The organism is Glycomyces artemisiae, assembly GCF_003002955.1.
Classification (GTDB): Bacteria; Actinomycetota; Actinomycetes; order Mycobacteriales; family Micromonosporaceae; genus Glycomyces; species Glycomyces artemisiae.
Genome location: NZ_PVTJ01000005.1, coordinates 210,001 through 234,815 on the forward strand (window position 1 = coordinate 210,001; position 24,815 = coordinate 234,815).

Consider the following 24,815-nt stretch of genomic DNA (forward strand, 5'->3'; position numbering starts at 1 on the left):
CACTAGGTTGGGTGATCGGAGCGCCGGCCGCGCACCGCTGACAGGGTCCCACCACCCCAGCGCGACAGCGCCCGCAAGGGAGGCCGAACAGACCGAGGGCCCGGATCGTGCATCCTATTTCCTATAGGATGCACGATCCGGGCCCTTACGCTTGCGCTAGAACTCCAGGTGCTTCAGCTGCGCCGCCGCGTCCTTGTCGACGAGCCAGCGCGTGTGGCCCTGGGCCTGCACGCGGCCCGCCGGGAGCTCGCCCTCCGACAGGGCCTCGTCCACGGCCGCCGCCTTGCCCTCGCCCGAAGCGATGATCCACACCGTGTAAGCGGCGTTGATCGCCTCCAGCGTCAGCGAGACGCGCTCGGGCGGCGGCTTGGGGGAGTTGCGCACCCCCACGGCCGCGCCCTCGGCGTCGAGCGCCGGGTTGCCCGGGAACAGCGACGCGACGTGGCCGTCCTCGCCGATCCCCAAGAGCAGCAGGTCGAACGCGGGCAGACCGGAACCGCCGGAAGCGGCCTCCAGCTCGGCCGCGTACAGCGCCGCCGCCTCCTCGGGCGTGTCCACCACGTCCGAAGCGGCCATCGGATGCACCCGCTCGGGATCGATCAGGAGCTTGTCCAGGAACGCCGCGCGCGCCTGGGTCTCGTTCCGCTCCGGGTCGCCCGAGGGCAGGAACCGCTCGTCGCCCCACCAGAAGTCGACCTTCGACCAGTCCACGACCGAGCGGATCTCCGACTCCAGCACGTACTGGTACACGCGCGCCGCGATGCGGCCCCCGGTCAGCGCGATCGACGCCTCGCCCCGCTGCGCCTGCACGTCGGCGAGCCGGTTGATGAGCCGCGACGCGACCGCCTCCGCGAGCACCTCGGCGCCCTCGTGGACGATCACCGCGCCCGAGCGGCTCATACCGCGTGCTCCGCCGCGTACTGCTCCTGGAACGTGTCCAGGACCCGCCGGTACGCGGTGTCGGGGTCGATGTGCCGCAGCTCCTCGGCGAGCAGCTGGCCCAGGGTCCGGCCCTGGAGCGTCTGGCGGCGCTTCGGGAGCCCCGCCTGGCGCAGGACCGTGGTCCCGTCGGACTTCCGCTCGACCTCCATCGTCTCCCCGCCGGCCATCGTGAACGCCACGGAGGCGATCGCGGGCAGGTGCTCGGAGTTGCGCTCGACCTCGGTGTCGACCACGTCGGGCGCGACGCCCAGGCGCGTGTGCAGCCACGCGGCCATGAGCTGCGCCGACGGGTCGCCGTCGTCGGCCTTGATGGTGATCTTCTCGACCGACTGCGTGACCCCGTCGAAGGCGCTGGCGATGAGCGAGCGCCACAGGCTGATGCGGGTCCAGCAGATGTCGGTGTCGCCCGCGGCGTAGGACTCGGCGCGGCGGTAGAGCGACTGCACCGGGTCGGCCGCGCGGGCCGAGTAGGTGATGCGGCGGTCGGCGAACGAGCGCAGCTCGTGCTCCAGGCCGTAGCGGACCGGGTCGAGCAGCCACCAGGTCACGACCGGCACGTCCGGTGCGAGCATCGGCAGCACGATCGAGGTCAGGTGCGCGGCGGCCGGGCCGTCGAGGCGCAGGATGATCGCCTCGGCGGACCCGAGCCGTTCCCCTACGGTCACTTCGGCGTCGATGCGCGGCTCGGGCGCGTCCACGTCCCGGGGGATCGCGAGGATCAGCCGGTACGGGTGCTCCTGCGCGGCGAACGAGGCGGCCTTCTCGACCTCCTCGCGCTCGTCCTCGGTGGTCAGGGCGACCAGGTTGAGGGCCAGGCCGGAGGCGCCGCCGCCGGTCTCGTGGAGCTGCTTCTCCAGGGCCTTCATGATGTCGCCGGTGGTGGTGTCCTTCAGATGCATGTCAGGACCCTTCTACGCCCGGCGCCAGCGGCGGCCGGAGGACTGGAGCATCAGGTCGGCCCCGGCGGGGCCCCACGTGCCGGACTCGTACGGCTCGGGCTTCGTGGACTGCCAGTACGCTTCGAGCGGGTCGATGACCGCCCACGACGCGTCGACTTCCTGCGCGTCGGGGAACAGCGTCTTGTCGCCCAGGAGCACGTCCAGGATGAGCCGCTCGTACGCCTCGGGGCTGGACTCGGTGAACGTCTCGCCGTAGCCGAAGCCCATCGAGATGTCCCGCAGCTCCATGCCGGTGCCCGGGACCTTCGACCCGAACTTGACGGTGATGCCCTCGTCGGGTTGCACGCGGATCACGAGCTGGTTGTTGCCGAGCGTCTTGGTGTCGTAGTCGGCGAACGGCATGTGCGGGGCCTCCTTGAAGACCACCGCGATCTCGGTGACCCGCTTGGGGAGGCGCTTCCCGGTGCGCAGGTAGAACGGGACGCCGTTCCAGCGCCGGTTCTGGATGCCGAGCTGCACCGCCGCGTAGGTCTCCGTGGTGGAGGTCTGCGGGATGTTCTCCTCGGACAGGTAGCCCTTGACGGGGCGGCCCTGCACCCAGCCGTCGGTGTACTGGCCGCGGATCGCGGTGGACTCCAGGTCGTCGTGGAGCTTGATGGCCCGCAGGACCTTCAGCTTCTCGGTGCGGATCTCCTCGGCCTCGAACCCGTTGGGCTGCTCCATGGCCGCGATGGCGAGGAGCTGGAGGACGTGGTTCTGGAGGACGTCGCGGGCGGCGCCGTTGTCGTCGTAGAACCCGGCGCGGGTGCCGATGCCGACGTCCTCGGCCATGGTGATCTGCACGTGGTCGACGTAGTTGGAGTTCCAGATCGGCTCGAACATGGCGTTCGCGAAGCGCAGCGCGAAGATGTTCTGCACCGTCTCCTTGCCGAGGTAGTGGTCGATGCGGAACACGTCCTCGGCGGTGAACACGTCGTCGACGAGCTGGTTGAGCTCCTTCGCGGACTCGCGGTCCTCGCCGAAGGGCTTCTCGACGACGACGCGGCGCCAGCCGCCGCGGTCCTGGCGGTTGTCGGACATGCCGGTCCGCTTGAGCTGCTTGAGGACCGTGGGGAACGCGAGCGGCGGGATCGAGAAGTAGAACGCGGCGTTGCCGACGATGCCGTGCGTGATGCGCAGCTCGTCGACGGTGGCGTCGAGCGCGTCGAACGCCTCGTCGTCGTCGAACGCGCCCTGCACGAACTTGAAGTTGCCGGACAGGCGCGCCCACACCTCCTCGCGCCACGGGGTGCGCGCGTGGGACTTGGCGGCCTCGCGGGACATCTCCTCGAAGGTCTCGTCGCCCCAGTCGCGGCGGGCGAAGCCGACGATCACGAACGACGCCGGGAGCAGGCCCCGGTTGGCGAGGTCGTAGATCGCCGGGATGAGCTTCTTCTTGGCGAGGTCGCCGGTGACGCCGAAGATCACCAGGGCGCACGGCTCGGGGATGCGCGGCAGGCGCCGGTCGGCGGGGTCGCGCAGCGGGTTGGCGAGTACGTGGTCACCCATCTAGCTCAGCTCCCTCAGGGCGTGCACGAGCTGGTTGATGCCGCGCTTGCGGTCGGTCAGGTGCAGGCGCACGACCGGGCGCTCGCGGGAGGCGAGGGCCTGGCGGTCCCCGGCGGCCTGCGCGGCCTGGAGTCCCGCGAAGGTGAACTCGCGGTCGGGGATCTCCAGGTCGACGCCGACGGCGCCGGTGAGCTGGAGGAACACGCCGGTCTGGCGGCCGCCCTTGTGGAACTGGCCGGTGGAGTGCAGGAACCGCGGTCCCCAGCCCCACGTGACGGGCGCGCCGGTGCGCTCGGCCAGGCCCGCGCGGAGCTTCGCGACCTCGGCGTCGTCGATCCGGTCCAGGTAGGCCATGACGGCGATGTACGCGTCCGCGTTGTCGGCGTTGGTGAGCACCTCGCCGAGCGCGCCCGCGACGGTGTCGGCGTGCGAGCCGTAGATCTCCACGGCGCCGTCCACGGCGTGCGGGCGCTCGTCGGGGAGCCCGTCGGCGAGGATGCGCTTGGTGTTCTCCTTGGACTCGGTCACGTTCGGCTGGTTGAACGGGTCGATCCCGATCAGGTACCCGGCGTACGCGGTCGCGAGCTCCCACGCGAGGAACTGCGCGCCGAGCGGGCCGTTGACCACGACGTCGGGCATCGCCAGCGAGGAGCCGGACTGCGGCAGGCCCGTGGAGGACCCGCCGACGGTGGCGTACACGCGGTCGGAGCCGCGGGCGCCGGGCGCGGCCGGGCCTTCGAGGACGACCGGGAGGGTGCCCTTGCCGTCCTTGCCGAGGGACTCGGCGATGAGCTGCTCGGCCCAGTCGCCCAGGCCCACGATGCCGGTGCCGTCGTCGGCGATGGTGATCGTCGGCTGCGCGGCGATGACCGCGCCGAGGACCACGGCCGGGTTGTCGGCGTCGCTGGTGATCGAGGTCGCGAACGTCTCGGCCTGGTCGATGAGCTCGGCGATGTCAGCGCCCGCGAGCGCGGTCGGGACGAGCCCGAACGCGGTGAGCGCCGAGTAGCGCCCGCCCACGGTGGCGTCGGCGAGGAACAGGTGCGAGCCCTGCGCGTTCGCGAGCTTCTCCAGTTCGGAGCCGGGGTCGGTGACGAACACGAAGCGGCTCGCGAAGTCCTCGACGCCGACGCCCTTGAACGCGGCCTCGAAGGCGCGCCGCTGGGAGTCGGTCTCCACGGTGGACCCGGACTTGGAGGACACGACGACCGCGGTGCGGCGCAGCGAGGCCTCGCCGAGCTCGGCCAGGATCTGGCCGGGGTCGGTGGAGTCGAGCACGGAGATGCCCAGGTCGAGGGTGCGGGAGATGACCTCGGGGGCGAGCGAGGACCCGCCCATGCCGCACAGGGCGATGTGGTCGATGCCCTGCTCGGCGAAGTCGGCGCGGAGCTTCGCGAGCGGCGCGACCAGTTCCTTGGACTTGACGAACGTGTCGACCCAGCCGAGCCGGATCGCCGCCTCCTCTTCGGCCTCGGGGCCCCACAGGGTGGCGTCCTTGGCGGCGAGCCTGGCGGGGACGTCGTCGTTCTTGAGCCGGTCGACGCCGCCGTTCACGTCGACGCCGGTGGTGACCGCCAGTCCTCCTGCGGCTTCCATTCTGCCCATCGGGTCGCTCACTTCTGTTCTCCGCTCGTTTCGAGCTTGGACTCGATCTGCTCCAGGAGCTGGTTCCAGGAGACGATGAACTTCTCGACGCCCTCGTCCTCCAGGACCTTGACGACGTCGGCGTAGTCGATGCCCACGCGTTCGAGCTGGAGCATCACCGTGGCCGCGTCCGCGTAGTGGGGGCGGATGGTGTCGGCCTCGACCTCGCCGTGGTCGGCGAAGTCGTGGATGGTGCCCTCGGGCATGGTGTTGACCGTGCCGGGCGCGATGAGGTCCTCGACGTACATGACGTCGCGGTAGTCGGGGTTCTTCACCGAGGTCGACGCCCACAGCGGCCGCTGCGGGACGGCCCCGGCGGCCGCGAGGGCCTCCCAGCGCGGGGACGCGAACGCGTTCTCGAACTCCTGGTACGCCAGGCGCGCGTTGGCGATCGCGGCCTTGCCCTTGAGGGCCTTGGCCTCGTCGGTGCCGATCGCGTCGAGGCGCTTGTCGATCTCGGAGTCCACGCGGGACACGAAGAACGAGGCGACGGAGCGGATCTGCGAGAGGTCGTGCCCGGCGGCCTTGGCGCCCTCCAGGCCCGCCATGTAGGCGTCCATGACGCCGCGGTACCGCTCCAGGGAGAAGATGAGCGTCACGTTGACGCTGATCCCCGCGCTGATCGCGGCGGTGATGGCGGGGAGGCCGGCCTCGGTGGCCGGGATCTTGATCATGGTGTTGGGCCGGTCGACGGCCCACCACAGGTACTTGGCCTCCGCGATGGTCGCCTTCGTGTCGTGGGCGAGCCGCGGGTCGACCTCGATCGAGACGCGGCCGTCCTGGCCGCCGGTCTGCTCGAAGACCGGGGCCAGGACGTCGGCGGCCCAGCGGATGTCGTAGGTGGTGATGGCGCGAGCGGCTTCCTCGACGCTCACTTTGCGGACCGCCAGGTCGGCGATCTGCCCGTCGTAGCCGTCTCCCTTGGAGATGGCGGTGGCGAAGATGGTCGGGTTCGAGGTCACGCCCACCACCGAAGATCCGGCGATGAGGTCCTTCAGGTTGCCCGACTCCAGTCGGTGCCGGGAGATGTCGTCGATCCAGACCGACACGCCCGCGGCCGACAGGCCCGCGAGGTTCTCGTTCGCGCTCATCGGTTCCTCCAGCTTTCCAGCTAGTACTTGATCCGCTTCAGTTCAGTTGTATTACTGCTGTGCCTTCTTGATGGAGGAGCGGGCCGCATCCGCGACGGCGGCGGCGGTGATCCCGAATTCCTCGTACAGCTTCTCGAACGGCGCGGAGGCACCGAAGTGTTCCAGGGAGACGCTGACTCCCGCGTCACCCACGAGGCCGCGCCACGAGAGGGCGATGCCCGCCTCGACGGAGACGCGGGCCTTGACGGCCTTGGGCAGCACCGACTCCTTGTAGTCGTCGTCCTGCTCCTCGAACCACTCGATGGACGGGACGGAGACCACGCGGGCCTTGACGCCCTCGCCCGCGAGGGTCTCGGCGGCCTCGACCGCGAGCTGGACCTCGGAGCCGGAGCCGAGCAGGATCACGTCGGGGGTGCCGTCGGTGTCGAGCAGCGTGTACGCGCCCTTCGCGGCGCCCTCGGCCGAAGCGAACTTCGCGCGGTCCCACACCGGGATGTTCTGGCGGGTCAGCGCCAGCGCGGCCGGGCGGTCCTGCTTCTGGAGCAGGGTCTTCCAGACCACGGCGGTCTCGTTCGCGTCGCCGGGGCGGATCACGTCCAGGCCCGGGATCGCGCGGAGGGCCGCGAGGTGCTCGACGGGCTGGTGGGTCGGGCCGTCCTCGCCGAGGCCGATCGAGTCGTGCGTCCACACGTACACGACCGGGGTCTTCATGAGGGCCGCCAGGCGCACCGCGCCGCGCATGTAGTCGGAGAACACGAGGAACGTGCCGCCGTACGGGCGGGTCGGGCCGTGGAGCTTGATGCCGTTGAGGATCGTGCCCATCGCGAACTCGCGGATGCCGAAGTGGAGGGTCCGGCCGTACGGGTTGCCCGGGTACGCCTTGGTCTGGCGGCTCAGCGGCAGGAACGACGGCTCGCCGTCCATCGTGGTGTTGTTGGAGCCGGCGAGGTCGGCCGAGCCGCCCCACAGCTCCGGCAGGACCGGCGCGAGCGCCGAGAGGACCTTGCCGGACGCGGACCGGGTGGCGACGCCCTTCGCGGACGGCTCGAACTCGGGGAACGCGTCCTCGAAGCCCTCGGGGAACTCGCCCGCCCACAGGCGGTCGTGCAGGGCCTTGCGGTCGGGGTTCGCGGCGCCCCAGTTGTTGAAGTCGGTGCGCCAGGCCGAGTGCTCCTCGCGCCCGCGGGCGACGGCCTCGCGGGTGTGCGCGAGCACGGCGTCCTCGACGTAGAAGGACTCGTCGGCGGGGAAGCCGAGGATCTCCTTGGTCGCGGCGATCTCGTCGGCGCCGAGCGCGGACCCGTGCGCGGCGTACGAGTTCTGCTTCTTCGGCGCGGGCCAGCCGATGATGGTCTTCAGGCGGATGAAGGACGGCTTGTCGGTGACGGCCTTGGCCTTCTCGATGGCCTCGAAGAGGGCCTTCGGGTCCTCCTTGTAGCCGTCGCCGTCGCGCCAGTCGACGTGCTGCACGTGCCAGCCGTAGGCCTCGTAGCGCTGGGCGACGTCCTCGCCGAGGGCGATGCGGGTGTCGTCCTCGATGGAGATCTCGTTGTCGTCGTAGATGACGACCAGGTTGCCCAGCTCCTGCACGCCCGCGATCGAGGAGGCCTCGTGCGTGACGCCCTCCTCGATGTCGCCGTCGGAGGCGATGACGTACACGAAGTGGTCGAACAGGCTCTCGCCCTGCTCGGGCTCGGGGTCGAACAGGCCGCGCTCGCGGCGGGCCGCCATCGCCATGCCGACCGCGGTGGCCAGGCCCTGGCCGAGCGGACCGGTGGTGGTCTCGACGCCGGCGGTGTGGCCCACCTCGGGGTGGCCGGGGGTGAGGGAACCCCACTGGCGCAGGCTCTTCAGGTCGTCCAGTTCCAAGCCGTACCCGGCCAGGTACAGCTGCACGTACAGCGTCAGGCTGGAGTGGCCGCAGGAGAGCACGAAGCGGTCGCGGCCCTCCCAGTGCGGGTCGCTCGGGTCATGCCGCATGACCTTCTGGAACAGCGTGTGCGCCACGGGGGCGAGGCTCATCGCGGTGCCGGGGTGGCCGTTGCCGGCCTTCTGGACGGCGTCGGCGGCGAGCAGCCGGGCGGTGTCGACCGCCTTCTGATCGAGTTCGGTCCACTCGAACTGTGCCACTGCGATACTCCTTGGTACTCGTCGTATTTGGGCCCTTGACGTGTGTCTTCTGACCCTACCTACACGCGGTGAACTTTATGCGCACTCTCTCGGGAGGCGGAATTCCGCTCGTTGTGAACCCGCCCACGAGCAGTCCTCGCATTGGAAAGCGCCTGCTAGGGGCCCGTGACCCGCGGCCGGGTCACAACCTCACCGCCCGTATGGTGGGCCGTGATGAACGAGGACCCGACCCAGGCCGTCGCCGACACCCCCCGGCCCGCCCGCAAGCGCATCTCACTGCCCGACCCCGAAGCCGCCGCGGCGGCCCGGCCCGGCTGGAAGACGATCGTCGGCGCGTACGTGTCGCTGACGAAGCCCCGCATCGTGGAGCTGCTCCTCATCACCACCATCCCCGCGATGCTCGTCGCGGCCCGGATGGAGTTCGACGCGCTCCCGTCGCTGACCGCGGTCCTCGCGACCCTCATCGGCGGCGCGCTCGCCGCCGGGTCGGCCAACGCGATCAACTGCTACATCGACCGCGACATCGACCAGCTCATGGCCCGCACCTCGCGGCGCCCCCTCGCCAAGCACCAGATCGAGCCGCGCAACGCCCTGGTCTTCGGCCTCGTCATCGGCGCGGTGGCGGTCCTCGGCATGGGCCTGCTCGTCAACTGGCTCGCCGCGCTCCTCACCTTCGGCGCGATCGTCTACTACGACGTCGTCTACACGATCTGGCTCAAGCGGACCACCCCGTACAACACGGTCTGGGGCGGCGCGTGCGGCGCGGCCCCCGTGCTCATCGGCTGGGCCGCGGTCACCGGGCACATGTCCTGGATGGCCTGGATCCTCTTCGCGGTGGTCTTCCTCTGGCAGCCCCCGCACTTCTACGTCCTCGCCATGAAGTTCAAGGACGACTACGCCGCCGCCGGCATCCCGATGCTCCCGGTCGTCGCCCCGGCGAAGCGCGTCGCCGTCGAGTCCGTCGTCTACGGCTGGGCCATGCTCGCCGTCTCCCTCATCGCCGTCCCCCTCGGCGCCACCTGGCTCTACGGCACGGTCGCCGTCGTCGCGGGCGGCATGTTCGTCTGGGAGTGCCACAAGCTCCTGGGCCGCGTCAACCGCGGCGAGGACCCCAAGCCCATGCGCCTCTTCCACTGGTCCACCAGCTACCTGACGCTTCTGTTCCTGGCGCTGGCGGTCGACTCCTTCCTCATGTAGGACAAGCGAACGCAATCGGCGGGGCGGCCCGAAGGGCCGCCCCGCCGATCCGTGTTCAGGTGTTCTCTGGTGCGGCGATGAGTCGCCGGGCCTGTTCGAGGATCCATGGGCACCACGGATCGCCCGCCCAGCCGGGGACCCATTCGGGCACCGGCTCGGGTTCGTCGACGAACCGGCAGATCGCTTTGGGCCCGACGCCGTCGTTGCATTCGATCCGGTACTCGGCAGGACCCAGTGCGTAGGTGGTCTCCCGGTAAAGGGCGAACACCGCCGGGCCGCGGCGGAAGTCCCCGAGCCACCCGTCGGAGTCCGGGTGGGACTCGGTCTCGGGGGATCTAGCCGTCACAGAACCGCACCCGCCCTTCGGGCCGGGGCCGGTTGTCGATGGCGCGGCCGTTGTAGAACACGCCGAAGGCCGAGTCCTCGAACCAGGCCTTCCAGTCGGGGGCGAAGCCCCGCCAGCCCTGCCCCCAGGTGGCGTGGAGGTGCCCGGTGTTGAGCCCGGACACGATGAGCACGAGATTGGCCGGGTTCTCGGCGACCGACACCTGGAACGAGTCCGGAGCGGTGGCGCTGGAGGCCCGGACGGTGAACTGGTTCTGCCGGTCGCCGAAGATCCCTCGCACGAGCGGGTCGGCCCCGCGCCGATCATGGTTGGGATTGTCGGGCGCGTGCGCGACAATAGATGTGGACACGGATCAACCTCCGCTGTCTGTTAGGCCGGGGCGGGACAGGTTTCCTAGGCCATTCGACCCGCCCCGGCTGCTTTCGGTGGAAGACGCGAAATGCCCGCTTCCGCGAACCCTGTCACCAGAATCCGGTGATCGACTTCTCACGCCTAGTTGGTATCATGGCACACGGTTGTGAGTGAATCAAGATTGCGTGGCGCGACGAGCCGCGAAGTTTCTGTCGATCACCCGACAGAACGATGGAGGCGAAATGGCAGGCGTATCCAACCCCGGACCGAGCCTTCGCTCGCAGTGGCTCGGCGAGAAGCTGCGCGAGCTCCGGAACTCCAAGAAACTCCCGCTCAAAGCGGTCGGCGAATACCTCCAGCGGGATGCGAGCACTATCAGCCGATACGAGAACGGTGAGTTCCCGATCCGCCTTATCGACCTGCAGGCCCTGCTCTCCCTCTACGGCGTGTCGGATCGGAAGGAGCGCGAGGGCTTCGAGCAGATATGCAAAGACTCGTGGCAGAAGGGCTGGTGGGATCAGCATCGCGACGACCTGGGAGAAGAATTCATCAACCTCCCGTGGCTCGAAAGCCGCGCGGACCGGATCTGCGCCTATCAGGTCATGGTCGTCCACGGCCTCCTCCAGACCCGCGCCTATGCCGAGGCGCTGATCCGGAACGTGGACGAGCGGAAGGCGAGCGAAGACCAAATCGAACGATGGGTCGACCTCAGAATCGATCGCCAGCGAGTGCTCTCAGACGATGGTGGACCGAGCTTCGCGGTGATCCTGGAAGAGTATGTGCTCAACCGGCCGATCGGCGGCGCCGCAATCTGGCGTGCACAACTGGAGCACCTGATCGAGCAGAGCGAACGCGACAACATCGAGGTGCGGATCATGCCGGTCGACCGGGCGCCGCATGCCGGGCATCAAGGAACCTTCACCCTGTTCGAGCTGCCCGAGCCCTACACGCCAGTCGCCTACATCGACACCCTCGGTGGGCCGCTGTTCATCGAAGAACCGACCGTCCAGCGGTTCAGCGATGTGTGGAATGATCTGGATAGCCAGGCGCTCAGCCCCAAGCGATCCCGGCAAATGATCGCGAACCGCTTGAAGGAGTCTTGATGAGCACCGATCAGCAGCTCTCGGCATCGGAGCTGGCTGGAATCCCTTGGCGCACCAGTACCCGCAGCTCCGACAACGGCGGGCAGTGTGTGGAGGCCGGTCCTCTGGCTGACGGCTCTGGCCGGGTCGCGGTGCGGCACTCGCGGCACCCCGAGGGGTCGGTGATCGTGTACACCCGCGCCGAATGGACCGCTTTCCTCGCCGGGGCCAAAGACGGCGAGTTCGACTTCACCGACTTAAGCTCCTCAGCAGTCCGGCGCAGGAGTAATGCTGAACTGCATGTTGAGATAGGTCTCAGCCGAGCTCAGCGAGGTTGCGAGCAGCTCGGCGGGGCAGACGGTTTCGCTGCCCTGCATGATCTGGTTCGGCTCGCCCGCTCCGGGCTCAAGCACCGATGCGAACCACTCGGCGCCTGCGGCCTGGTCGGCGCCGGTGACCGCCGCAGCGGTCCAGCAGGTGTTGAGGAAGTCCTCGGTGGTTGCGGTGCGGACCCGACCGCATGACAGGTGAACCAGTCGACCTCGTCGCCTTCGAAGCCGATGGCGGCGAAGAGGGTTGCACCTTCCGCCGTCCCCTCACCCGCGTAGTAGCCGCCGGTCTCGGGGTCGAAGCTGATCAGATTCTCTGGCCGTTCGGTCTGGAGCGCTTCTCCCTCAGGCCAGAGCAGTGCGAACTCGCTGAACGCGGCTTTTCACTCCTCGGTACCAGTCTGGGGCGGCACGGAAGTTCGCGGTTCCTCGACGAGATCCGCGAAGGTGGTGTCGTGCTCGACGATGTAGTCACGGTTGACCACGAACCAGAAGGTGGTGGCGAGGAAGAGGAACGCGACTATCAAGATGTCGGCGATGAGTTTCTTCGATCCCCGCGGGTAGAAGAGGAACCGCGCGATCGCGAATGCGATGCATGCACCGGTGAGGGTCAGCCCTAGCGCAAGGGCATGTTCGGCGATGAACCTCATGTGTCTCGGCGGGCCTTTCGCCGAGTCTCGATGGCCTGAACGCTCCGATCGAGAATCCAAAGCACGGCGAGCGAGGGGACTCCGACCAGAGCAGTGCCCCAGGTCCCCCTCGCGATCGCATCCGGCTCACGGTCACCGGCAAGGTAGTAGCCGTACATAATCATGGCGCACACCGCCATAGCCGAGATCCAGGGCCGCACTCGACGCCATGTCGCAATCAAGAAGTCCACATCATTCGCCCCTCGTTCGGCAATCTGAGCTACATGAGGATCGCACACCAACGGCATCGATGGCGGTCTCGCTGAAGGGGATGGTCGGTTCGCGGATTGTGTGCTCAAACGCGGTCGAGGAGGGCGGCCAGCGCGGGGTTGGTGTGGGCTGTTCTCCAGGTGCAGAAGAGTTCCACGGTGTCGCGGGGCATGTCCGGGATGGTGAGGAATTCGAGGTTGGGGAGGGCGAGGGTCGCGGCGGAGCTGGGGACGAGGGCGACTCCGAGGCCGGCGTTGACGACGGCGGCGACGGTGTGGACCTGGCTGATGTGCTGGACGTAGCGGGGCTTGACGTTCGCGTTGCGGAAGGCCGCGACCACGAGCTCGTAGAAGTACCAGGCCTCGCTGGGGGAGTAGGTCACCACGTCGTGCTCGGCGATGTCGGCGAGCGCGGGGGCGCGGCCGAGGCGGGTGAGCGGGTGCTCCTTCGGGGCCGCCAGGACCAGGGTGTCCGTGGAGACCAAGCGGGCGTCGAGGATTTCTGAGCGGGGGACCTGGCGGACCAGGCCCACTTCGATCTCTCCGGCGAGGAGCGCGTCGAGTTGGGCGTGGGTGACCATCTCGCTGAGGACCAGGTCGACTTCGGGGAGTTCCGCGGCTGCCGTTTTGATCCACTCGCCGAGGACCGTGAGCGCGGAGACGGCCGTGAAGCCGATCCTGATCGTTCCGGCCGTTCCCGCCGCTACTCGGCGGGCTCGCAGCGGGGCCATGTCGGCGGAAGTCAGGAGGCGGCGGGCTTCTTCCAGGAACACGCGGCCTGCGGGAGTGAGGTCGGCGCCGGTTGAGTTGCGGGTGAACAGTTCGAAGCCGATCGTCCGCTCCAGGCGCTGGACCTGGCGGCTCAGGGGCGGCTGGGTCATGTGGAGGCGGGTGGCCGCGCGCCCGAAATGGCCCTCTTCGGCGACGGCGACGAAGCCGCGGAGCTGGTCGAGGGTGTAACTGCCTTCGGTCATGCCCTGAAGGTATCGGGTGATGTCCAAACGGTGTTTGACGGGTATGGGAACTGCTTCTAGTGTCGTCCCATCCCTACGACCACAGGAGTTCCCCCCGAATGACCCGATTCGCCCCCGCGGAGATCCAGACGGCCCTCGGTTCCGGGCTGCTGTCCTTCCCGGTGACGCACTTCCGCGACGACCTGTCGTTCGACGAGGCCGCGTACCGCGAGAACCTGTCGCACCTGGCGTCGTTCCCGGCCGCCGGGCTGTTCGCCGCGGGCGGCACCGGCGAGTTCTTCTCGCTGACCGCCGCGGAGACCGCGCAGGTCGTGCGGGCCGCCGTGAAGGAATCGGCCGGGGCCGTCCCGATCGTCGCCCCCGCCGGGCTCGGCACCGCGCAGGCCGCCGCCTTCGCGAAGGACGCCGAGGAGGCCGGTGCGGACGCGGTGCTGCTGTTCCCGCCGTATCTGACCGAGGCCGGGCAGGACGGGCTGTTCGCGCACGTGAAGGCCGTCTGCGACGCCACTTCGCTCGGCGTCATCGTCTACCACCGCGCGAACGCGGTGTACGGGGTCGACACCGTTGCGCGCCTTGCCGACGCCTGCCCGAACCTCATCGGGTTCAAGGACGGCGTGGGGGACATCGAGTTCATGACCCGGCTGTACGCCACCTTGGGCGACCGGCTGCTGTACATCGGCGGTCTTCCTACTGCCGAAACGTTCGCGCTTCCCTACCTCCAGCTCGGGGTCACCACCTACTCCTCGGCGATCTTCAACTTCGTCCCCGAATTCGCGCTCGCGTTCTACGACGACGTGCGCGCCCAGAACTCCGGCGAGGTCTACCGCCGCCTGCGCGAATTCGTCCTCCCTTACCTGGAGATCCGCAACCTCGGTAAGGGCTATGCCGTCTCGATCGTCAAGGCCGGGATGCGCGCGGTCGGACGGAGCGCCGGGCCCGTCCGACCGCCATTGACCGAACTGCGGGACGACGAGCTCGCCGCGCTCGCAGCACTGATCGGGAAGGCCGCCGCATGAGCACGTTCCCCGAAGTCGACCAGGCCGTCGCCGCCGCAACCGCCGCGTTCGCCGCCTACCGGCAGACCGCCCCGCGCGTCCGCGCCGCGTTCCTCGACTCGATCGCCGACCGCATCGAAGCCATCCCCGACCTGCCGGAGACCGTGCACCGCGAGACCCACCTGCCGGTCGCCCGCGCCGAGAACGAGCGCGGCCGCACCTGCAACCAGCTCCGCATGTTCGCCCGCCTCCTCGAAGACCCGGCCTGGAACCGGCCCCGCACCGCCCCCGGCGAACCCGACCTGCGGCTGCGGCACGTGCCGCTCGGGCCGGTCGCCGTGTTCGGCGCCAGCAACTTCCCGCTGGCGTTCTCCGCGGCCGGGGGCGACACCGCCGCCGCGCTGGCCGCGGGGGCGCCCGTCGTCGTCAAAGCCCATGAGGCGCACCCGGACACGTCGCGCCTCGTCGGCGACGCGATCCGGGACGCACTGAAGGAGCACGGCCTGCCCGAAGGGGTCTTCACGCTCCTGTTCGGCCCCGGCCGCACCCTCGGCCAGGCGCTCGTCGCCCACCCCGGGATCAAGGCCGTCGCGTTCACCGGCTCCCGCGCCGCCGGGCTCGCCATCGCCGCGACCGCCGCCGCGCGGCCCGTGCCGATCCCGGTATACGCCGAGATGTCGAGCGTCAACCCCGTGTTCCTCCTGCCCGGCGCGCTCGCCGACGACGCCGAAGGGCTCGCCCGCGGCTTCGCCGCGTCCGCGGTCCTCGGCTCGGGGCAGTTCTGCACGAACCCCGGACTCGTGTTCGCGCGCACCGGGAACGGGCTCGACGCGTTCCTCAAGACCGCCGCCTCATCGTTTGCGGAGACGCCCGCGCAGCCCATGCTCACCGACGGCATCCGCGCCGCCTACGAGACCGGCCGCGAGCGCCTCGCCGCCCTCCCCGGGACCGAACTCGTCGCCCAGGGGACCGGCGAGCCCGCCGCCGCGCTGTACCGCACCGACGCCGCCACGTTCCTTGCCGAGCCCGCTTTGCGCGAGGAGATCTTCGGGGCGACGTCGCTCGTGGTCGCGGTCGACTCGGAGGTGGAGACGCACCGAATCATCGACGTCCTCGAAGGCCAGCTCACCGCCACGATCCACACTGGAGCAGGCGACGCCGAGGAGGCCGCCCGGCTCGTGCCGCGGCTCGAACTGCTCGCCGGGCGGATCGTCCACGGCGGCTGGCCCACCGGGGTCGCGGTCGGCGAGGCGACGGTCCACGGCGGGCCGTTCCCCGCGACCACCGACGCCCGCACCACCTCCGTGGGCACGCTCGCGATCGACCGGTTCCTGCGCCCCGTCGCCTACCAGGACTTCCCGGCCGCACTCCTCCCGGAGGAGCTGCGGTGAGCACCCCCGTCGTCACGGGCCTCCGCGTCGTCCCCGTCGCGGGGCGGGACTCCATGCTGCTCAACCTGTCCGGCGCACACGGCCCGTTCTTCACCCGCAACCTCGTGATCCTCACCGACGACTCCGGCGCCACCGGCGTCGGCGAGGTCCCCGGCGGGCAGGCCATCGCCGACACCATCGGAGACGCGCGCGCACTGGTGGTCGGCAAGCCCATCGGCACCTGGAACGCGATCCTCACCGACGTCAGGCGCACGTTCGCCGACCGCGACGCCGCCGGACGCGGCCGCCAGACCTTCGACCAGCGCGTCGCCGTCCACGCCGAGACCGCACTCGAAGCGGCCCTGCTCGACCTGCTCGGGAAGTTCCTCGACGTCCCGGCCGCGGCCCTGCTCGGCGACGGCGTCCAACGCGACCACGTGCCCGTCCTCGGGTACCTGTTCTTCATCGGCGACAAGGGGAAGACCGACCTGCCGTACCGCGACGGCGACAGCGATGTCGAAGGCGTCGACGACTGGTTCCGCCTGCGCGACCAGGAGGCCCTCACCCCCGGCGCGGTCGTCGCGCTCGCCGAGGCCGCCTACGACCGCTACGGCTTCAAGGACTTCAAGCTCAAAGGCGGCGTCCTCCCCGGCCCCGAAGAGGCCGCCGCGGTCACCGCGCTCGCCGAGCGGTTCCCGGAAGCCAGAATCACCCTGGACCCCAATGGGGCCTGGTCCCTCGAAGCGGCAATTGCCCTGTGTCGTAACCTAAGCGGCATTCTTGCCTACGCCGAGGACCCCTGCGGAGCCGAGGGCGGGTACTCCGGACGCGAAGTCATGGCCGAGTTCCGCCGCGCCACCGGGATGCCCACCGCCACCAACATGATCGCCTGCGACTGGCGCGAACTCGGCCACGCCGTGCGCGCCGGAGCCGTCGACATCCCCCTCGCCGACCCGCACTTCTGGACCCTGTCCGGCTCCGTGCGCGTCGCCCAGCTCTGCGAGGCGTGGGGCCTCACCTGGGGCTCCCATTCCAACAACCACTTCGACGTGTCGCTGGCGATGTTCACCCACGCCGCCGCGGCCGCCCCCGGCGCGATCACCGCGATCGACACCCACTGGATCTGGCAGGACGGCCAGCGCCTCACCAAGGCGCCCTTGCAGATCCGCGACGGGCGGATCCCGGTGCCCGACGCGCCCGGACTCGGCGTCGACCTCGACCTGGACCAGGTCGAGGCCGCGCACGAGCTCTACCTCAAGCACGGCCTCGGCGCGCGCGACGACGCCGCGGCCATGCAGTACCTGGTCCCCGGCTGGACCTTCGACCCGAAGCGCCCCTGCCTGGCCTGACACCGTCCCTACGAACTGAACACACTCAATGAGGAGTCGAGAACGCATGAACCCCTTCCCCCGACGCGGGCTGCTCGCCGCGGCCGCCGTCTCCCCGTTCGCCGCCCTCGCGGCCTGCCAAGTCCAGGGCGGCGCCGACGCGGCGGAGAGCGACTTCCCGAAGCGAGCCGTCGACTTCATGGTGCCCTTCGACCCGGGCGGGTCCGGCGACCTCATCAGCCGCGCGATCGCCAAGGCCGCCGAAGAGCCCCTGGGCCAGTCCCTCGCCGTCACCAACAAGCCCGGCGCCAACGGCGCCGTCGGCCTCAAAGAGCTGCTGGCGGGCAAGGCCGACGGCTACTCGATCGCCCTGGCCGTCAAGTCGCTGTTCGCGATCACGCCGCTCGCCGTCGACGACCCGGAGGCGGTCATCATCGACGACCTGCGGATCATCACGACGCTCACCAACGAGGCGTACGTCCTCGTAGTGCACGCCGACTCGCCGTACCAGACCCTGGAGGACCTGCTCGCCGCCGACTCGGTCAACTACGCGACCACCGGCGTCGGCACCGGCTCGCAGCTCTCGGCGCAGCTGCTGTTCACCGGCGCCGGGATCGACGCCACCGACGTGCCGTTCGACGGCGGCGCCTCCGCCGTCACCGCCCTCCTCGGGCAGGAGGTCGACGCCGTGTCCGCCTCGCTCGCCGAGACGATGCCGCAGGTCGAGGCCGGTGAACTGCGCCCGATCGCGGTGTTCTCCGAGGAGCGCAGCCCGTTCCTCCAGGACGTGCCGACCGCCGTCGAGGCCGGGTTCGACGTGGTCGTGGACCAGCGGCGCTTCATCGTCGCCCCCGCCGACGTCCCGGACGAGACCGCCGGCGTCCTCTCGCTCGCGTTCGAAGAGGCCCGCGAGGGCGCCGAGTACGGCCAGTTCCTCCAGGACAACTACATGGACCGCTGGGAGGTCGACAACCTGGAGGCCAAGACGCACCTCTCGGAGGCCGCCGCCGAGTACGCCGCCCTGGTCGAGGACGCCGGACTCCAGCTCGGCGACGGCGCATGAGCGAGGCCGTCATGTCCGACGCCGAAGCGCCCCAGGAGGAGGGGGCCGACGAGCCGCGGGCCGGCGGGCGCGCGCAGGCCGTCGTCGCCGGGGCGCTGCCGATCGCGCTCGGCGCGTTCGCGGCATGGCTCGCGTTCGGCCTGAAGCTCGGCAGCCTCACCGACCCCGGGCCGGGCCTGTGGCCCCTCGTCGTCGCCGCGCTCCTCGTCGCCTGCGGCGTCGCGATCGTGGTGGTCGCCCTGTCCGCCAAGGTCTTCGAGGCCGCGCCCGCGAACCGCACGGAGTCGTTCACGCGCGGGACGGGCGCGGTGCTCGCCGCCGCGGCCGCGCTCGCCGTCTACGCCTCGCTGTTCGAGGTCGTCGGGTTCGAGCTGCCGACGCTGCTGCTGCTGTTCGCGTGGCTGCGGTTCCTCGGCCGCGAGTCGTGGCTGACGAGCGCCGCGGTCGCCGTGTCCGCCACCGCCGTCGCGTACGCCCTGTTCATCCTCGGACTCGGTGTGCCGCTGCCGCACATCATCGCGTTCTAGCCGGAGCGGACCATGGACTTCTCAACCGTGCTCTCCGGCTTCGCGGTGGCGTTCGAGCCGCAGAACCTCCTGTTCTGCCTCATCGGCGTCACCGTGGGGATGCTCATCGGCGTGCTCCCGGGCCTCGGCCCGGCCGCGACGATCGCGATCCTGCTGCCGATCACGTACACGCTGGAGCCGACCGCCGCGGTCATCATGCTCGCGGGGATCTTCTACGGCGCCCAGTACGGCGGCACGATCACCTCGGTGCTCCTGCGGATGCCCGGCGAGGCATCCACAGTGGTCACCGCCCTGGACGGGCACGCGCTCGCGCGTAAAGGCGAGGCCGGGCCCGCGCTCGGCGTCGCCGCCATCGCCTCGTTCATCGGCGGCACCGCCTCGATCCTGCTGCTGACGTTCATCGCGCCCGCGCTCGCGGGGGCCGCGCTGGCGTTCGGCCCGGCCGAGTACACGGTGCTGGCGCTCATCGGGATCTTCCTGGTGGGCACGCTCGGCTCCGGCTCGCTGTGGAAGAGCGCCGCCGCGGCGGCGCTGGGCCTGCTCATCGCCACGGTCGGGCTCGACCCGCTGCTGGGGACGCCCCGGTTCACGTTCGGCACCGACCAGCTCGCCGACGGCATCGACTTCACGATCGTCGCCATGGGGCTCTTCGGGGTCGGGGAGATCCTGTACAACCTGGAGCACCGCGACCGGCCCCAGCCCGCGGTGCCGTCGTTCGGGCGCGCGGTCCCGAGCCGCCTGCACTGGCTGCGCTCGCGCATGGCGATCCTGCGCGGCTCGGTGACGGGCTTCGTACTCGGCATCCTGCCGGGCGGGGGCGCGACGATGTCGTCGCTGGTGTCGTACGCGGTCGAGAAGCGGGTGGCGAAGGAGCCGTCGCGGTTCGGCAAGGGCGCCATCGAAGGCGTCGCCGGGCCGGAGTCGGCGAACAACGCGGCGGCGACGTCCTCGTTCATCCCGCTGCTGACGCTGGGCATCCCGGCGAACGCCACGATGGCGGTCCTGTTCGGCGCGCTGATGCTGCAGGGGATCACGCCGGGGCCGGGCCTGATGAGCGAGCACCCGGACGTGTTCTGGGGCGTCGTCAACTCGATGTACGTCGGCAACCTCCTGCTGCTCGCGCTGAGCATCCCGCTCATCGGGGTGTTCGTGCGGATGCTGAAGGTCCGGCCGGGCATCCTCGCGCCGCTGACGGTCGTGATCACGATGCTCGGCGCGTACTCGATCCGCAACAACGCCTTCGACATGCTGCTCATGATCGGGCTCGGCCTGCTCGGCTACGGGATGTGCAAGCTCGGATTCGAGCCGGGGCCGTTCGTGCTCGCGTTCGTCCTCGGGTCGCTCCTGGAAGCCTCGTTCCGCCGGTCGATGCGCCTGTTCGGCGGCGACCTCACCGAGTTCGTGCAGCGCCCCGTCTCGGGGACGCTCGTCGCGGTCCTGGTGCTCACCGTCGTGGTCGTGCCGGTCCTGCGGACCGTGCGCGCCAGGCAGACCGAGCGGACCGCGGTGGACTGAATGCGGTCAGACGCCTTCGGGCCGGACGTATCCGAGCCGGCGGGACACCGTCCCGGCGGCCTCGGCCACGAGCGGCCCGAAGGCGGCGTCCGCGATCCGCGAGGTCGGTCCGGCGACGGACACCGAGCCGACGACCTCCCCGGCCTGGTCGAGCACGGGCGCGCCGAAGCACGTGCTGGAGGCGTCGAACTCGCCGCGCTCCTCGGACCAGCCGCGGAGGCGGATCGCCTCGATCTCGCGGCGCAGGCGCGCGGGGTCGGTGATCGTCTCGCCGGTGTATTTCGTCAGTTCCAGGCCGTCGACGAGGGTCCGGGCCCGCTCGGGGTCGAGGCCCGCCAGGTACGCCTTGCCGACCGCGGTGGCGTGCAGCGGCCTTCGGGCGCCCAGCTCCGACCGGACCTGGACGGCGTGGCGGCCCAGCTCCCGGAACACGAACACGATCTCGTCGCCGGAGAGGACCCCGAGGTTCACGGTCTCGCCGGTCCGGGCCGCGAGGTCGCGCAGGAGCGGCGGGGCCGCGGCGAACACGTCCATGCGCTGCACGGCCGCCATCGCCATGCGGGCCGCGGCGGGCCCGAGCCGCCAGCGGCCGTCGGCGTGCGCGAGGTACTCGGCGGCCTGGAGCCGCTCCACGAGCCGGTAGACCGCGCTGCGGGACGCGCCCGTGGCCGCGACCAGTTCCGCGGTCGTGGCCCCGCCGCGCACCGTGAGCACGTCGAAGATCTCCAGGGCCCGGTCGAGCGAGCCTTTCGGGGGCGCCTCCGCGCGCGGCATGGGATGGTCCTTCGCAGTTCTTGGCGGCGCACGTCGAAGCGGGAGCGCCGGGTGTCCACAAGCGTAGTGGCCCGGCACGTCGCCGTGCCGGGCCGTCCGGCGTCAGGCGCCGAAGACCTCGGTCGCCGTCGTCCAGGCCCGCGCCTGATCGCTGAGGCTCACTCCGATGCCGGGGCGGGCCGGGACCAGCATCCGTCCGCCCTCGGTCTCCAGGCGCTCGTTGAACAGCGGCTCCAGCCAGTCGAAGTGCTCGACCCACGGGTCGTGCTCGTAGGCCGCCGCGAGGTGCAGGTGCAGCTCCATGACGTAGTGCGGGGCCATGCGCAGGTGCGCGGCCTCGCCGAGCGCCATGATCTTCAGGAACGGCGTGATGCCGCCGACGCGCGGCGCGTCCGGCTGGATGAAGTCGGCGCCGCGGTGGCGGATCAGCTCGGCGTGCTCGGCCACGGAGGTGAGCATCTCGCCCGTGGCGATCGGCGTCGCCAGCTCGCGGGCGAGGTCGGCGTGGCCCTCCGCGTCGTATGCGTCGAGGGGCTCCTCGATCCAGGTGAGGTCGAACTCCTCGAACGCCCGGCCCATGCGCACCGCCGTGCTGCGGTTCCACTGCTGGTTGGCGTCGACCATGAGGTCGATCCGGTCGCCGATCGCCTCCTTGACGGCCGCCACGCGCCGCAGATCCAGCTTCGTGTCCGGCTGCCCCACTTTGATCTTGACGCCGCCGATCCCGCTCGCCGCCGTCGCCTGCGCGTTCTCAATGACCTCCTCGATGGAGGAGGACAGGAACCCGCCCGAGGTGTTGTAGCAGGCCACCGAGTCGCGGTGGGCTCCAAGGAGCTTCGCGAGCGGGAGCCCGGCGCGCTTGGCCTTGAGGTCCCACAGGGCGATGTCGAACGCCGCGACCGCCTGCACTGCAAGGCCGGAGCGCCCGACCGACGCGCCCGCCCACACCAGCTTCGTCCAGATCCGCTGGATGTCGCTGGGGTCCTCGCCGATCAGCTCGGGCGCGACCTCGCGCGCGTGCGCGAACTGGCCCGCGCCGCCCGCGCGCTTCGAGTAGCTGAAGCCCACGCCTTCAAGCCCGGCCTCGGTGCGGATCTCCGCGAACAGGAACGCGACGTCGCGCAGCGGCTTCTGGCGTCCGGTCAGCACTTTCGCGTCGCTGATCGCGCCCTTGAGCGGCAGCGTCGCCGCCGAGATCCGGACCGACGCGATCCGGTCGGTGCTCGCCTCGCCGCGCCGCAGCGCGCTGAAGTGCCGCTCGTTCGCATCGGAGGTCTCTGCGGCACTGGTGAAGTCGAGGAACGTGGAGTCGGTCAAGGGGTCCTCCCAGGACGGAAGTCCCGATGAACGGGACGGTATGCCGGTGAATGGGACTCGTTGAGCTTAAGTCACCAGCGCCGCCGGGCACAAGGCCCGCACGACGAATGCGACTGCTGGGCTGCGCCGTCCAGTCCTGACGAGCAGAGGAACCGTAACCGCTGAAGGGTGCAGGCGGGGAGTGCGACGGTCAGGAGAGGACTCTCCGACTGGCGGAGCGCGGATTCTATTGGCGGCGAGGGGGAGAGGTGGGGACGCGGGATTGCCGTGGCCGCGCCGGGTGCGCTGGGCCTTGGCGGGAATGGCAGGTATGGCGGGGTCGGGTGTTGTGGCTTTCGGGTGGTGATGGGGCGCGGGTCTTTCTCGGCGGCGACGACGGGGTGGGTGGTGGGGCGGGGTTGGGTTTTGCGGCTTTGGGGTGTGTCGGGGTGCGGGTTTTTTGGCGGCGACGGGGAGATGTGGGAGGCGGGCCGGGTTTGGCTGCCGGGCCTGGGGTCTGGTCTTCGTATGTGCCCTTCTTGGTGTCTCCCGCCCTGGTTGGCTGGTCCGGGGCGGGCGGGTTCAGAAGGGCGGGTCTCCTGGGCTGCCGGCCGGGATCGGTTCCCGATGGCTGGGCGAGGGCGAGGGCGAGGGCGAGGGTGAGTGCGGGGACGAGGGCGGGGGCGGTGGCGGGGGCGGTGCGGTCGGTCCGCTTGCCTTGCCCGGTTCGGGTTCTTTGGCCGGTGGTGTGAGGCGTGTTCGGCATTTGGCTCTGGCTGCCCGTATCGAGGCGAGGGCTCTTTGCCGTTCGGCCTGTTCGGCTCGTGCGTCGAGGTCGGGTTTGAGGGTGGGGGACCATTCGGTGCGGTAGAGCCCGGTCGGGAAGACATCCCAGTCCGTGTCCTGGTTTTCGGTGTCCATGTCCGCATCGGTGCGCCAGTCGGAGCATCCGCATTCCCCGGCCTGCCCGGCCTGGGTGGCCCCGGTGCCATCACCGGTGGCGGGGTGGTCGTGGTGGGTGATGAGGGCTTGGCCGGGGCCGGTCTTCTCGATCGTCCAGCCGGTGGTGTGGATGCGGCCGTGGTGGAACCGGCACAGCAGGATCAGGTTGGCCGCGTTCGTGTCGCCGCCGTCGGCCCAGTGCTGGATGTGGTGGGCTTCGGTCCAGGCGACCGGCCTGGAGCATCCGTGCCAGGCGCACCCTTCGCGCTGCTCAAGCTCCAGTTTGCGGCGCAGCGCGGCATTGGGGAGGCGGGCGGCGCGGCCGAGTTCGATCGCCTCGCCGGTGTCGTAGTCGAAGACCCCGGGGATGATCCCGGCTTCGCACGCGATCAGGCGGGCTTTGGCGACCGAGACCGGCTGGCCTTCCAGGAGCGGGGTGCGGCCGGTGTCCTTGCCCTGCAACGTGTCGATGTCGACGGTGAGGTCGAGGGTGGCGGTGTGGCCGTGGCGCTTGACTGCGTCGGGGGAGGTGCCGTAGCCCGCAATGAGCTGGTGGAGGGCCTCGGCATGCCGGTTCGGCTGGGCCGGGAGCACGCCGTCGAGGTCTTGTTCGTCTTGGCGGGGTGGCGGGCAGGCGGTCTTCAGGTACTTGTCCAGGAGCCTGCCCGTGTCGCCCGACAACTCACCGGAGAGGGCCCACATGCCGTTGTCGGTCTCGGCCAGTTCGATCCATTGGAGGGACTGCTCGCCGAGGCTGTCAAGGAGTTCGGACTCTTCGGCGAGGTGGGCGGCCAGTTCGTCAAGGTGGCGTTGGAGGTCTTTGAAGGGGGCGTGGGTGCAGTACTGGGCGATGAGGTGTTCGGGTGTCGCGCAGAGGGTGTCGGCATCGAAGGGGGAGGGGACCGGTTCCCTGAAGGGGGTGAGTGCGAACAGGCGTACCGCGGGGGTCCGGTCGAGTTGCCTGACGGCGTAGGCGACTTGGTCGATCCTGGCCTGCCCCGAGACGGCCGCTTCGACGAGTGCTCGGAATTTGGTGGAGAGGCGGGCGATGGCGGCGATGTCGGCGGCGGTGCGGTGGGTGAAGTCGAAGGTGGAGATGAGCCAGTCGCGCAGGGCGGAGAAGCCGAAGGCGGTGCGGTGGAGGTTCGCCTGCTTGGCGTCGATGACCGCGGACAGGACCTGGGCGTAGTGCGTGTTCACTGCCGAGGCGGCAGCTTCGAGGAGGGTCCGGATGGTCTGGGCCTGGTCGCTGCTGCTGGTCCGGCTGTGGATCGTAGTGGCTGCCATCGGGATCACCCCCTGTGTTGTTGTGCCCTGCGTATTCGCTGGTGTGTATCAATTGTGACGCTGTGTGCTAAAGTGCGTCAACACCCAGAAGGGTGATCTTTGGTGAGGAAGTTTCACCAAGCCCCACCCGCACCACCGCTCGCCTTCCCGCCCACCCACCCCGGACCCCAAGGCCGCCAACCCAACCCAAGCGCAATGGGACCTCTTCGTCGCTGCCCGCTCTAACCCCAACCCAAGACCACCCGCAACCCAGAAGCGTGGCTGAAGATGGTCGTACCCCGCGGGCA

21 protein-coding genes and 1 pseudogene are annotated in these 24,815 nt (G+C 70.1%); 9 read left to right on the forward strand and 13 right to left on the reverse strand.

The window, feature by feature from the left end:
- Positions 1 to 156: 156 nt before the first annotated feature.
- From pgl to tkt, 6 genes are read right to left on the reverse strand one after another with little or no spacing between them, the layout of a single operon-like run.
- A complete protein-coding gene (pgl, locus tag B0I28_RS14495) occupies positions 157 to 900 on the reverse strand; it encodes a 6-phosphogluconolactonase (RefSeq protein WP_106364557.1) in 744 nt (247 codons plus the stop codon).
- Positions 897 to 1,841 (reverse strand): glucose-6-phosphate dehydrogenase assembly protein OpcA, encoded by a 945-nt coding sequence (locus B0I28_RS14500; protein ID WP_106364558.1) that lies wholly within the window; start codon positions 1,839 to 1,841, stop codon positions 897 to 899. Before B0I28_RS14500 ends, pgl begins: the two co-directional genes overlap by 4 nt.
- A gap of 12 nt (positions 1,842 to 1,853) precedes the next feature.
- Complete coding sequence (zwf, locus tag B0I28_RS14505) at positions 1,854 to 3,389, reverse strand: glucose-6-phosphate dehydrogenase (protein WP_106364559.1); 1,536 nt, start codon at positions 3,387 to 3,389, stop codon at positions 1,854 to 1,856.
- The gene (locus B0I28_RS14510; RefSeq protein ID WP_106364560.1) at positions 3,390 to 5,006 is read right to left on the reverse strand and encodes a glucose-6-phosphate isomerase; all 1,617 of its coding nucleotides are present in this window, start codon (positions 5,004 to 5,006) and stop codon (positions 3,390 to 3,392) included.
- Positions 5,003 to 6,124 carry a transaldolase gene (tal, locus tag B0I28_RS14515; protein WP_106364561.1) on the reverse strand — a complete coding sequence of 374 codons (1,122 nt, stop codon included), beginning with the start codon at positions 6,122 to 6,124 and terminating at the stop codon, positions 5,003 to 5,005. Before tal ends, B0I28_RS14510 begins: the two co-directional genes overlap by 4 nt.
- Before the next feature lie 51 nt (positions 6,125 to 6,175).
- Positions 6,176 to 8,254, reverse strand: a complete 2,079-nt coding sequence (gene tkt, locus B0I28_RS14520) for a transketolase (protein WP_219926768.1) — start codon at positions 8,252 to 8,254, stop codon at positions 6,176 to 6,178.
- A 213-nt stretch (positions 8,255 to 8,467) separates the two neighbouring features.
- Between tkt and B0I28_RS14525 the strand changes: the two genes are divergently transcribed.
- Positions 8,468 to 9,451 carry a heme o synthase gene (locus B0I28_RS14525; protein WP_106364563.1) on the forward strand — a complete coding sequence of 328 codons (984 nt, stop codon included), beginning with the start codon at positions 8,468 to 8,470 and terminating at the stop codon, positions 9,449 to 9,451.
- 55 nt (positions 9,452 to 9,506) lie between these two features.
- Here the strand turns inward: B0I28_RS14525 and B0I28_RS14530 are convergent, their stop codons facing one another.
- Both B0I28_RS14530 and B0I28_RS14535 read right to left on the reverse strand, forming a co-directional pair.
- Positions 9,507 to 9,797 carry a hypothetical protein gene (locus B0I28_RS14530; RefSeq protein WP_106364564.1) on the reverse strand — a complete coding sequence of 97 codons (291 nt, stop codon included), beginning with the start codon at positions 9,795 to 9,797 and terminating at the stop codon, positions 9,507 to 9,509.
- Positions 9,787 to 10,146 carry a hypothetical protein gene (locus B0I28_RS14535; protein WP_146148104.1) on the reverse strand — a complete coding sequence of 120 codons (360 nt, stop codon included), beginning with the start codon at positions 10,144 to 10,146 and terminating at the stop codon, positions 9,787 to 9,789. The genes B0I28_RS14530 and B0I28_RS14535 overlap by 11 nt, the downstream gene beginning before the upstream one ends.
- 187 nt (positions 10,147 to 10,333) lie before the next feature.
- On the opposite strand from B0I28_RS14535, the gene B0I28_RS14540 reads away from it, so the two are divergent.
- Entirely contained in the window at positions 10,334 to 11,251 is a 918-nt protein-coding gene (locus B0I28_RS14540) for a helix-turn-helix domain-containing protein (RefSeq protein ID WP_181245792.1), read from the forward strand.
- Positions 11,251 to 11,481: pseudogene (locus B0I28_RS28485) on the forward strand (DUF397 domain-containing protein); the annotation flags it as partial. The gene B0I28_RS14540 and the pseudogene B0I28_RS28485, both read left to right, overlap by 1 nt.
- 461 nt (positions 11,482 to 11,942) lie before the next feature.
- On the opposite strand, the gene B0I28_RS14550 reads toward B0I28_RS28485, so the two are convergent.
- Entirely contained in the window at positions 11,943 to 12,209 is a 267-nt protein-coding gene (locus B0I28_RS14550) for a hypothetical protein (RefSeq protein WP_106364568.1), read from the reverse strand.
- Positions 12,210 to 12,543: 334 nt separating this feature from the next.
- Positions 12,544 to 13,431, reverse strand: a complete 888-nt coding sequence (locus tag B0I28_RS14560; protein WP_106364570.1) for a LysR family transcriptional regulator — start codon at positions 13,429 to 13,431, stop codon at positions 12,544 to 12,546.
- Between the two features lie 98 nt (positions 13,432 to 13,529).
- On the opposite strand from B0I28_RS14560, the gene kdgD reads away from it, so the two are divergent.
- Genes kdgD through B0I28_RS14590 form a run of 6 tightly spaced genes read left to right on the forward strand, consistent with a single transcriptional unit; the run spans position 13,530 to position 20,229 of the window.
- Positions 13,530 to 14,447, forward strand: a complete 918-nt coding sequence (kdgD, locus tag B0I28_RS14565; protein ID WP_106364571.1) for a 5-dehydro-4-deoxyglucarate dehydratase — start codon at positions 13,530 to 13,532, stop codon at positions 14,445 to 14,447.
- The gene (locus B0I28_RS14570) at positions 14,444 to 15,817 is read left to right on the forward strand and encodes an aldehyde dehydrogenase (NADP(+)) (RefSeq protein WP_106364572.1); all 1,374 of its coding nucleotides are present in this window, start codon (positions 14,444 to 14,446) and stop codon (positions 15,815 to 15,817) included. Before kdgD ends, B0I28_RS14570 begins: the two co-directional genes overlap by 4 nt.
- A 53-nt stretch (positions 15,818 to 15,870) precedes the next feature.
- Complete coding sequence (locus B0I28_RS14575; protein WP_106364781.1) at positions 15,871 to 17,145, forward strand: enolase C-terminal domain-like protein; 1,275 nt, start codon at positions 15,871 to 15,873, stop codon at positions 17,143 to 17,145.
- A gap of 46 nt (positions 17,146 to 17,191) precedes the next feature.
- A complete protein-coding gene (locus tag B0I28_RS14580) occupies positions 17,192 to 18,187 on the forward strand; it encodes a Bug family tripartite tricarboxylate transporter substrate binding protein (protein ID WP_181245793.1) in 996 nt (331 codons plus the stop codon).
- Positions 18,184 to 18,714, forward strand: coding sequence for a tripartite tricarboxylate transporter TctB family protein (locus tag B0I28_RS14585; RefSeq protein WP_106364574.1), 531 nt, complete (start codon positions 18,184 to 18,186; stop codon positions 18,712 to 18,714). The genes B0I28_RS14580 and B0I28_RS14585 overlap by 4 nt, the downstream gene beginning before the upstream one ends.
- Positions 18,715 to 18,726: 12 nt before the next feature.
- Positions 18,727 to 20,229 carry a tripartite tricarboxylate transporter permease gene (locus B0I28_RS14590; RefSeq protein WP_106364575.1) on the forward strand — a complete coding sequence of 501 codons (1,503 nt, stop codon included), beginning with the start codon at positions 18,727 to 18,729 and terminating at the stop codon, positions 20,227 to 20,229.
- Between the two features lie 6 nt (positions 20,230 to 20,235).
- Here the strand turns inward: B0I28_RS14590 and B0I28_RS14595 are convergent, their stop codons facing one another.
- The 3 genes from B0I28_RS14595 to B0I28_RS14605 form a co-directional block, all read right to left on the reverse strand.
- A complete protein-coding gene (locus B0I28_RS14595; RefSeq protein ID WP_106364576.1) occupies positions 20,236 to 21,003 on the reverse strand; it encodes an IclR family transcriptional regulator in 768 nt (255 codons plus the stop codon).
- Between the two features lie 102 nt (positions 21,004 to 21,105).
- Entirely contained in the window at positions 21,106 to 22,245 is a 1,140-nt protein-coding gene (locus B0I28_RS14600) for an L-talarate/galactarate dehydratase (protein WP_106364782.1), read from the reverse strand.
- Between the two features lie 636 nt (positions 22,246 to 22,881).
- Positions 22,882 to 24,528 carry an HNH endonuclease signature motif containing protein gene (locus B0I28_RS14605; RefSeq protein ID WP_146148105.1) on the reverse strand — a complete coding sequence of 549 codons (1,647 nt, stop codon included), beginning with the start codon at positions 24,526 to 24,528 and terminating at the stop codon, positions 22,882 to 22,884.
- Between the last annotated feature and the right edge of the window lie 287 nt (positions 24,529 to 24,815).

Excerpts from the sequence above, each read along its gene's own strand:
- B0I28_RS14560 (WP_106364570.1), bottom strand. The coding sequence starts at position 13,431 with ATGACCGAAGGCAGTTACACCCTCGACCAGCTCCGCGGCTTCGTCGCC.
- zwf (WP_106364559.1), bottom strand. The coding sequence starts at position 3,389 with ATGGGTGACCACGTACTCGCCAACCCGCTGCGCGACCCCGCCGACCGG.
- pgl (WP_106364557.1), bottom strand. The coding sequence starts at position 900 with ATGAGCCGCTCGGGCGCGGTGATCGTCCACGAGGGCGCCGAGGTGCTC.
- B0I28_RS14500 (WP_106364558.1), bottom strand. The coding sequence starts at position 1,841 with ATGCATCTGAAGGACACCACCACCGGCGACATCATGAAGGCCCTGGAG.
- B0I28_RS14580 (WP_181245793.1), top strand. The coding sequence starts at position 17,192 with ATGAACCCCTTCCCCCGACGCGGGCTGCTCGCCGCGGCCGCCGTCTCC.
- B0I28_RS14570 (WP_106364572.1), top strand. The coding sequence starts at position 14,444 with ATGAGCACGTTCCCCGAAGTCGACCAGGCCGTCGCCGCCGCAACCGCC.
- B0I28_RS14575 (WP_106364781.1), top strand. The coding sequence starts at position 15,871 with ATGCTGCTCAACCTGTCCGGCGCACACGGCCCGTTCTTCACCCGCAAC.
- tal (WP_106364561.1), bottom strand. The coding sequence starts at position 6,124 with ATGAGCGCGAACGAGAACCTCGCGGGCCTGTCGGCCGCGGGCGTGTCG.
- B0I28_RS14585 (WP_106364574.1), top strand. The coding sequence starts at position 18,184 with ATGAGCGAGGCCGTCATGTCCGACGCCGAAGCGCCCCAGGAGGAGGGG.
- B0I28_RS14590 (WP_106364575.1), top strand. The coding sequence starts at position 18,727 with ATGGACTTCTCAACCGTGCTCTCCGGCTTCGCGGTGGCGTTCGAGCCG.
- B0I28_RS14550 (WP_106364568.1), bottom strand. The coding sequence starts at position 12,209 with ATGAGGTTCATCGCCGAACATGCCCTTGCGCTAGGGCTGACCCTCACC.
- B0I28_RS14525 (WP_106364563.1), top strand. The coding sequence starts at position 8,468 with ATGAACGAGGACCCGACCCAGGCCGTCGCCGACACCCCCCGGCCCGCC.
- kdgD (WP_106364571.1), top strand. The coding sequence starts at position 13,530 with ATGACCCGATTCGCCCCCGCGGAGATCCAGACGGCCCTCGGTTCCGGG.
- B0I28_RS14605 (WP_146148105.1), bottom strand. The coding sequence starts at position 24,528 with ATGGCAGCCACTACGATCCACAGCCGGACCAGCAGCAGCGACCAGGCC.
- B0I28_RS14595 (WP_106364576.1), bottom strand. The coding sequence starts at position 21,003 with ATGCCGCGCGCGGAGGCGCCCCCGAAAGGCTCGCTCGACCGGGCCCTG.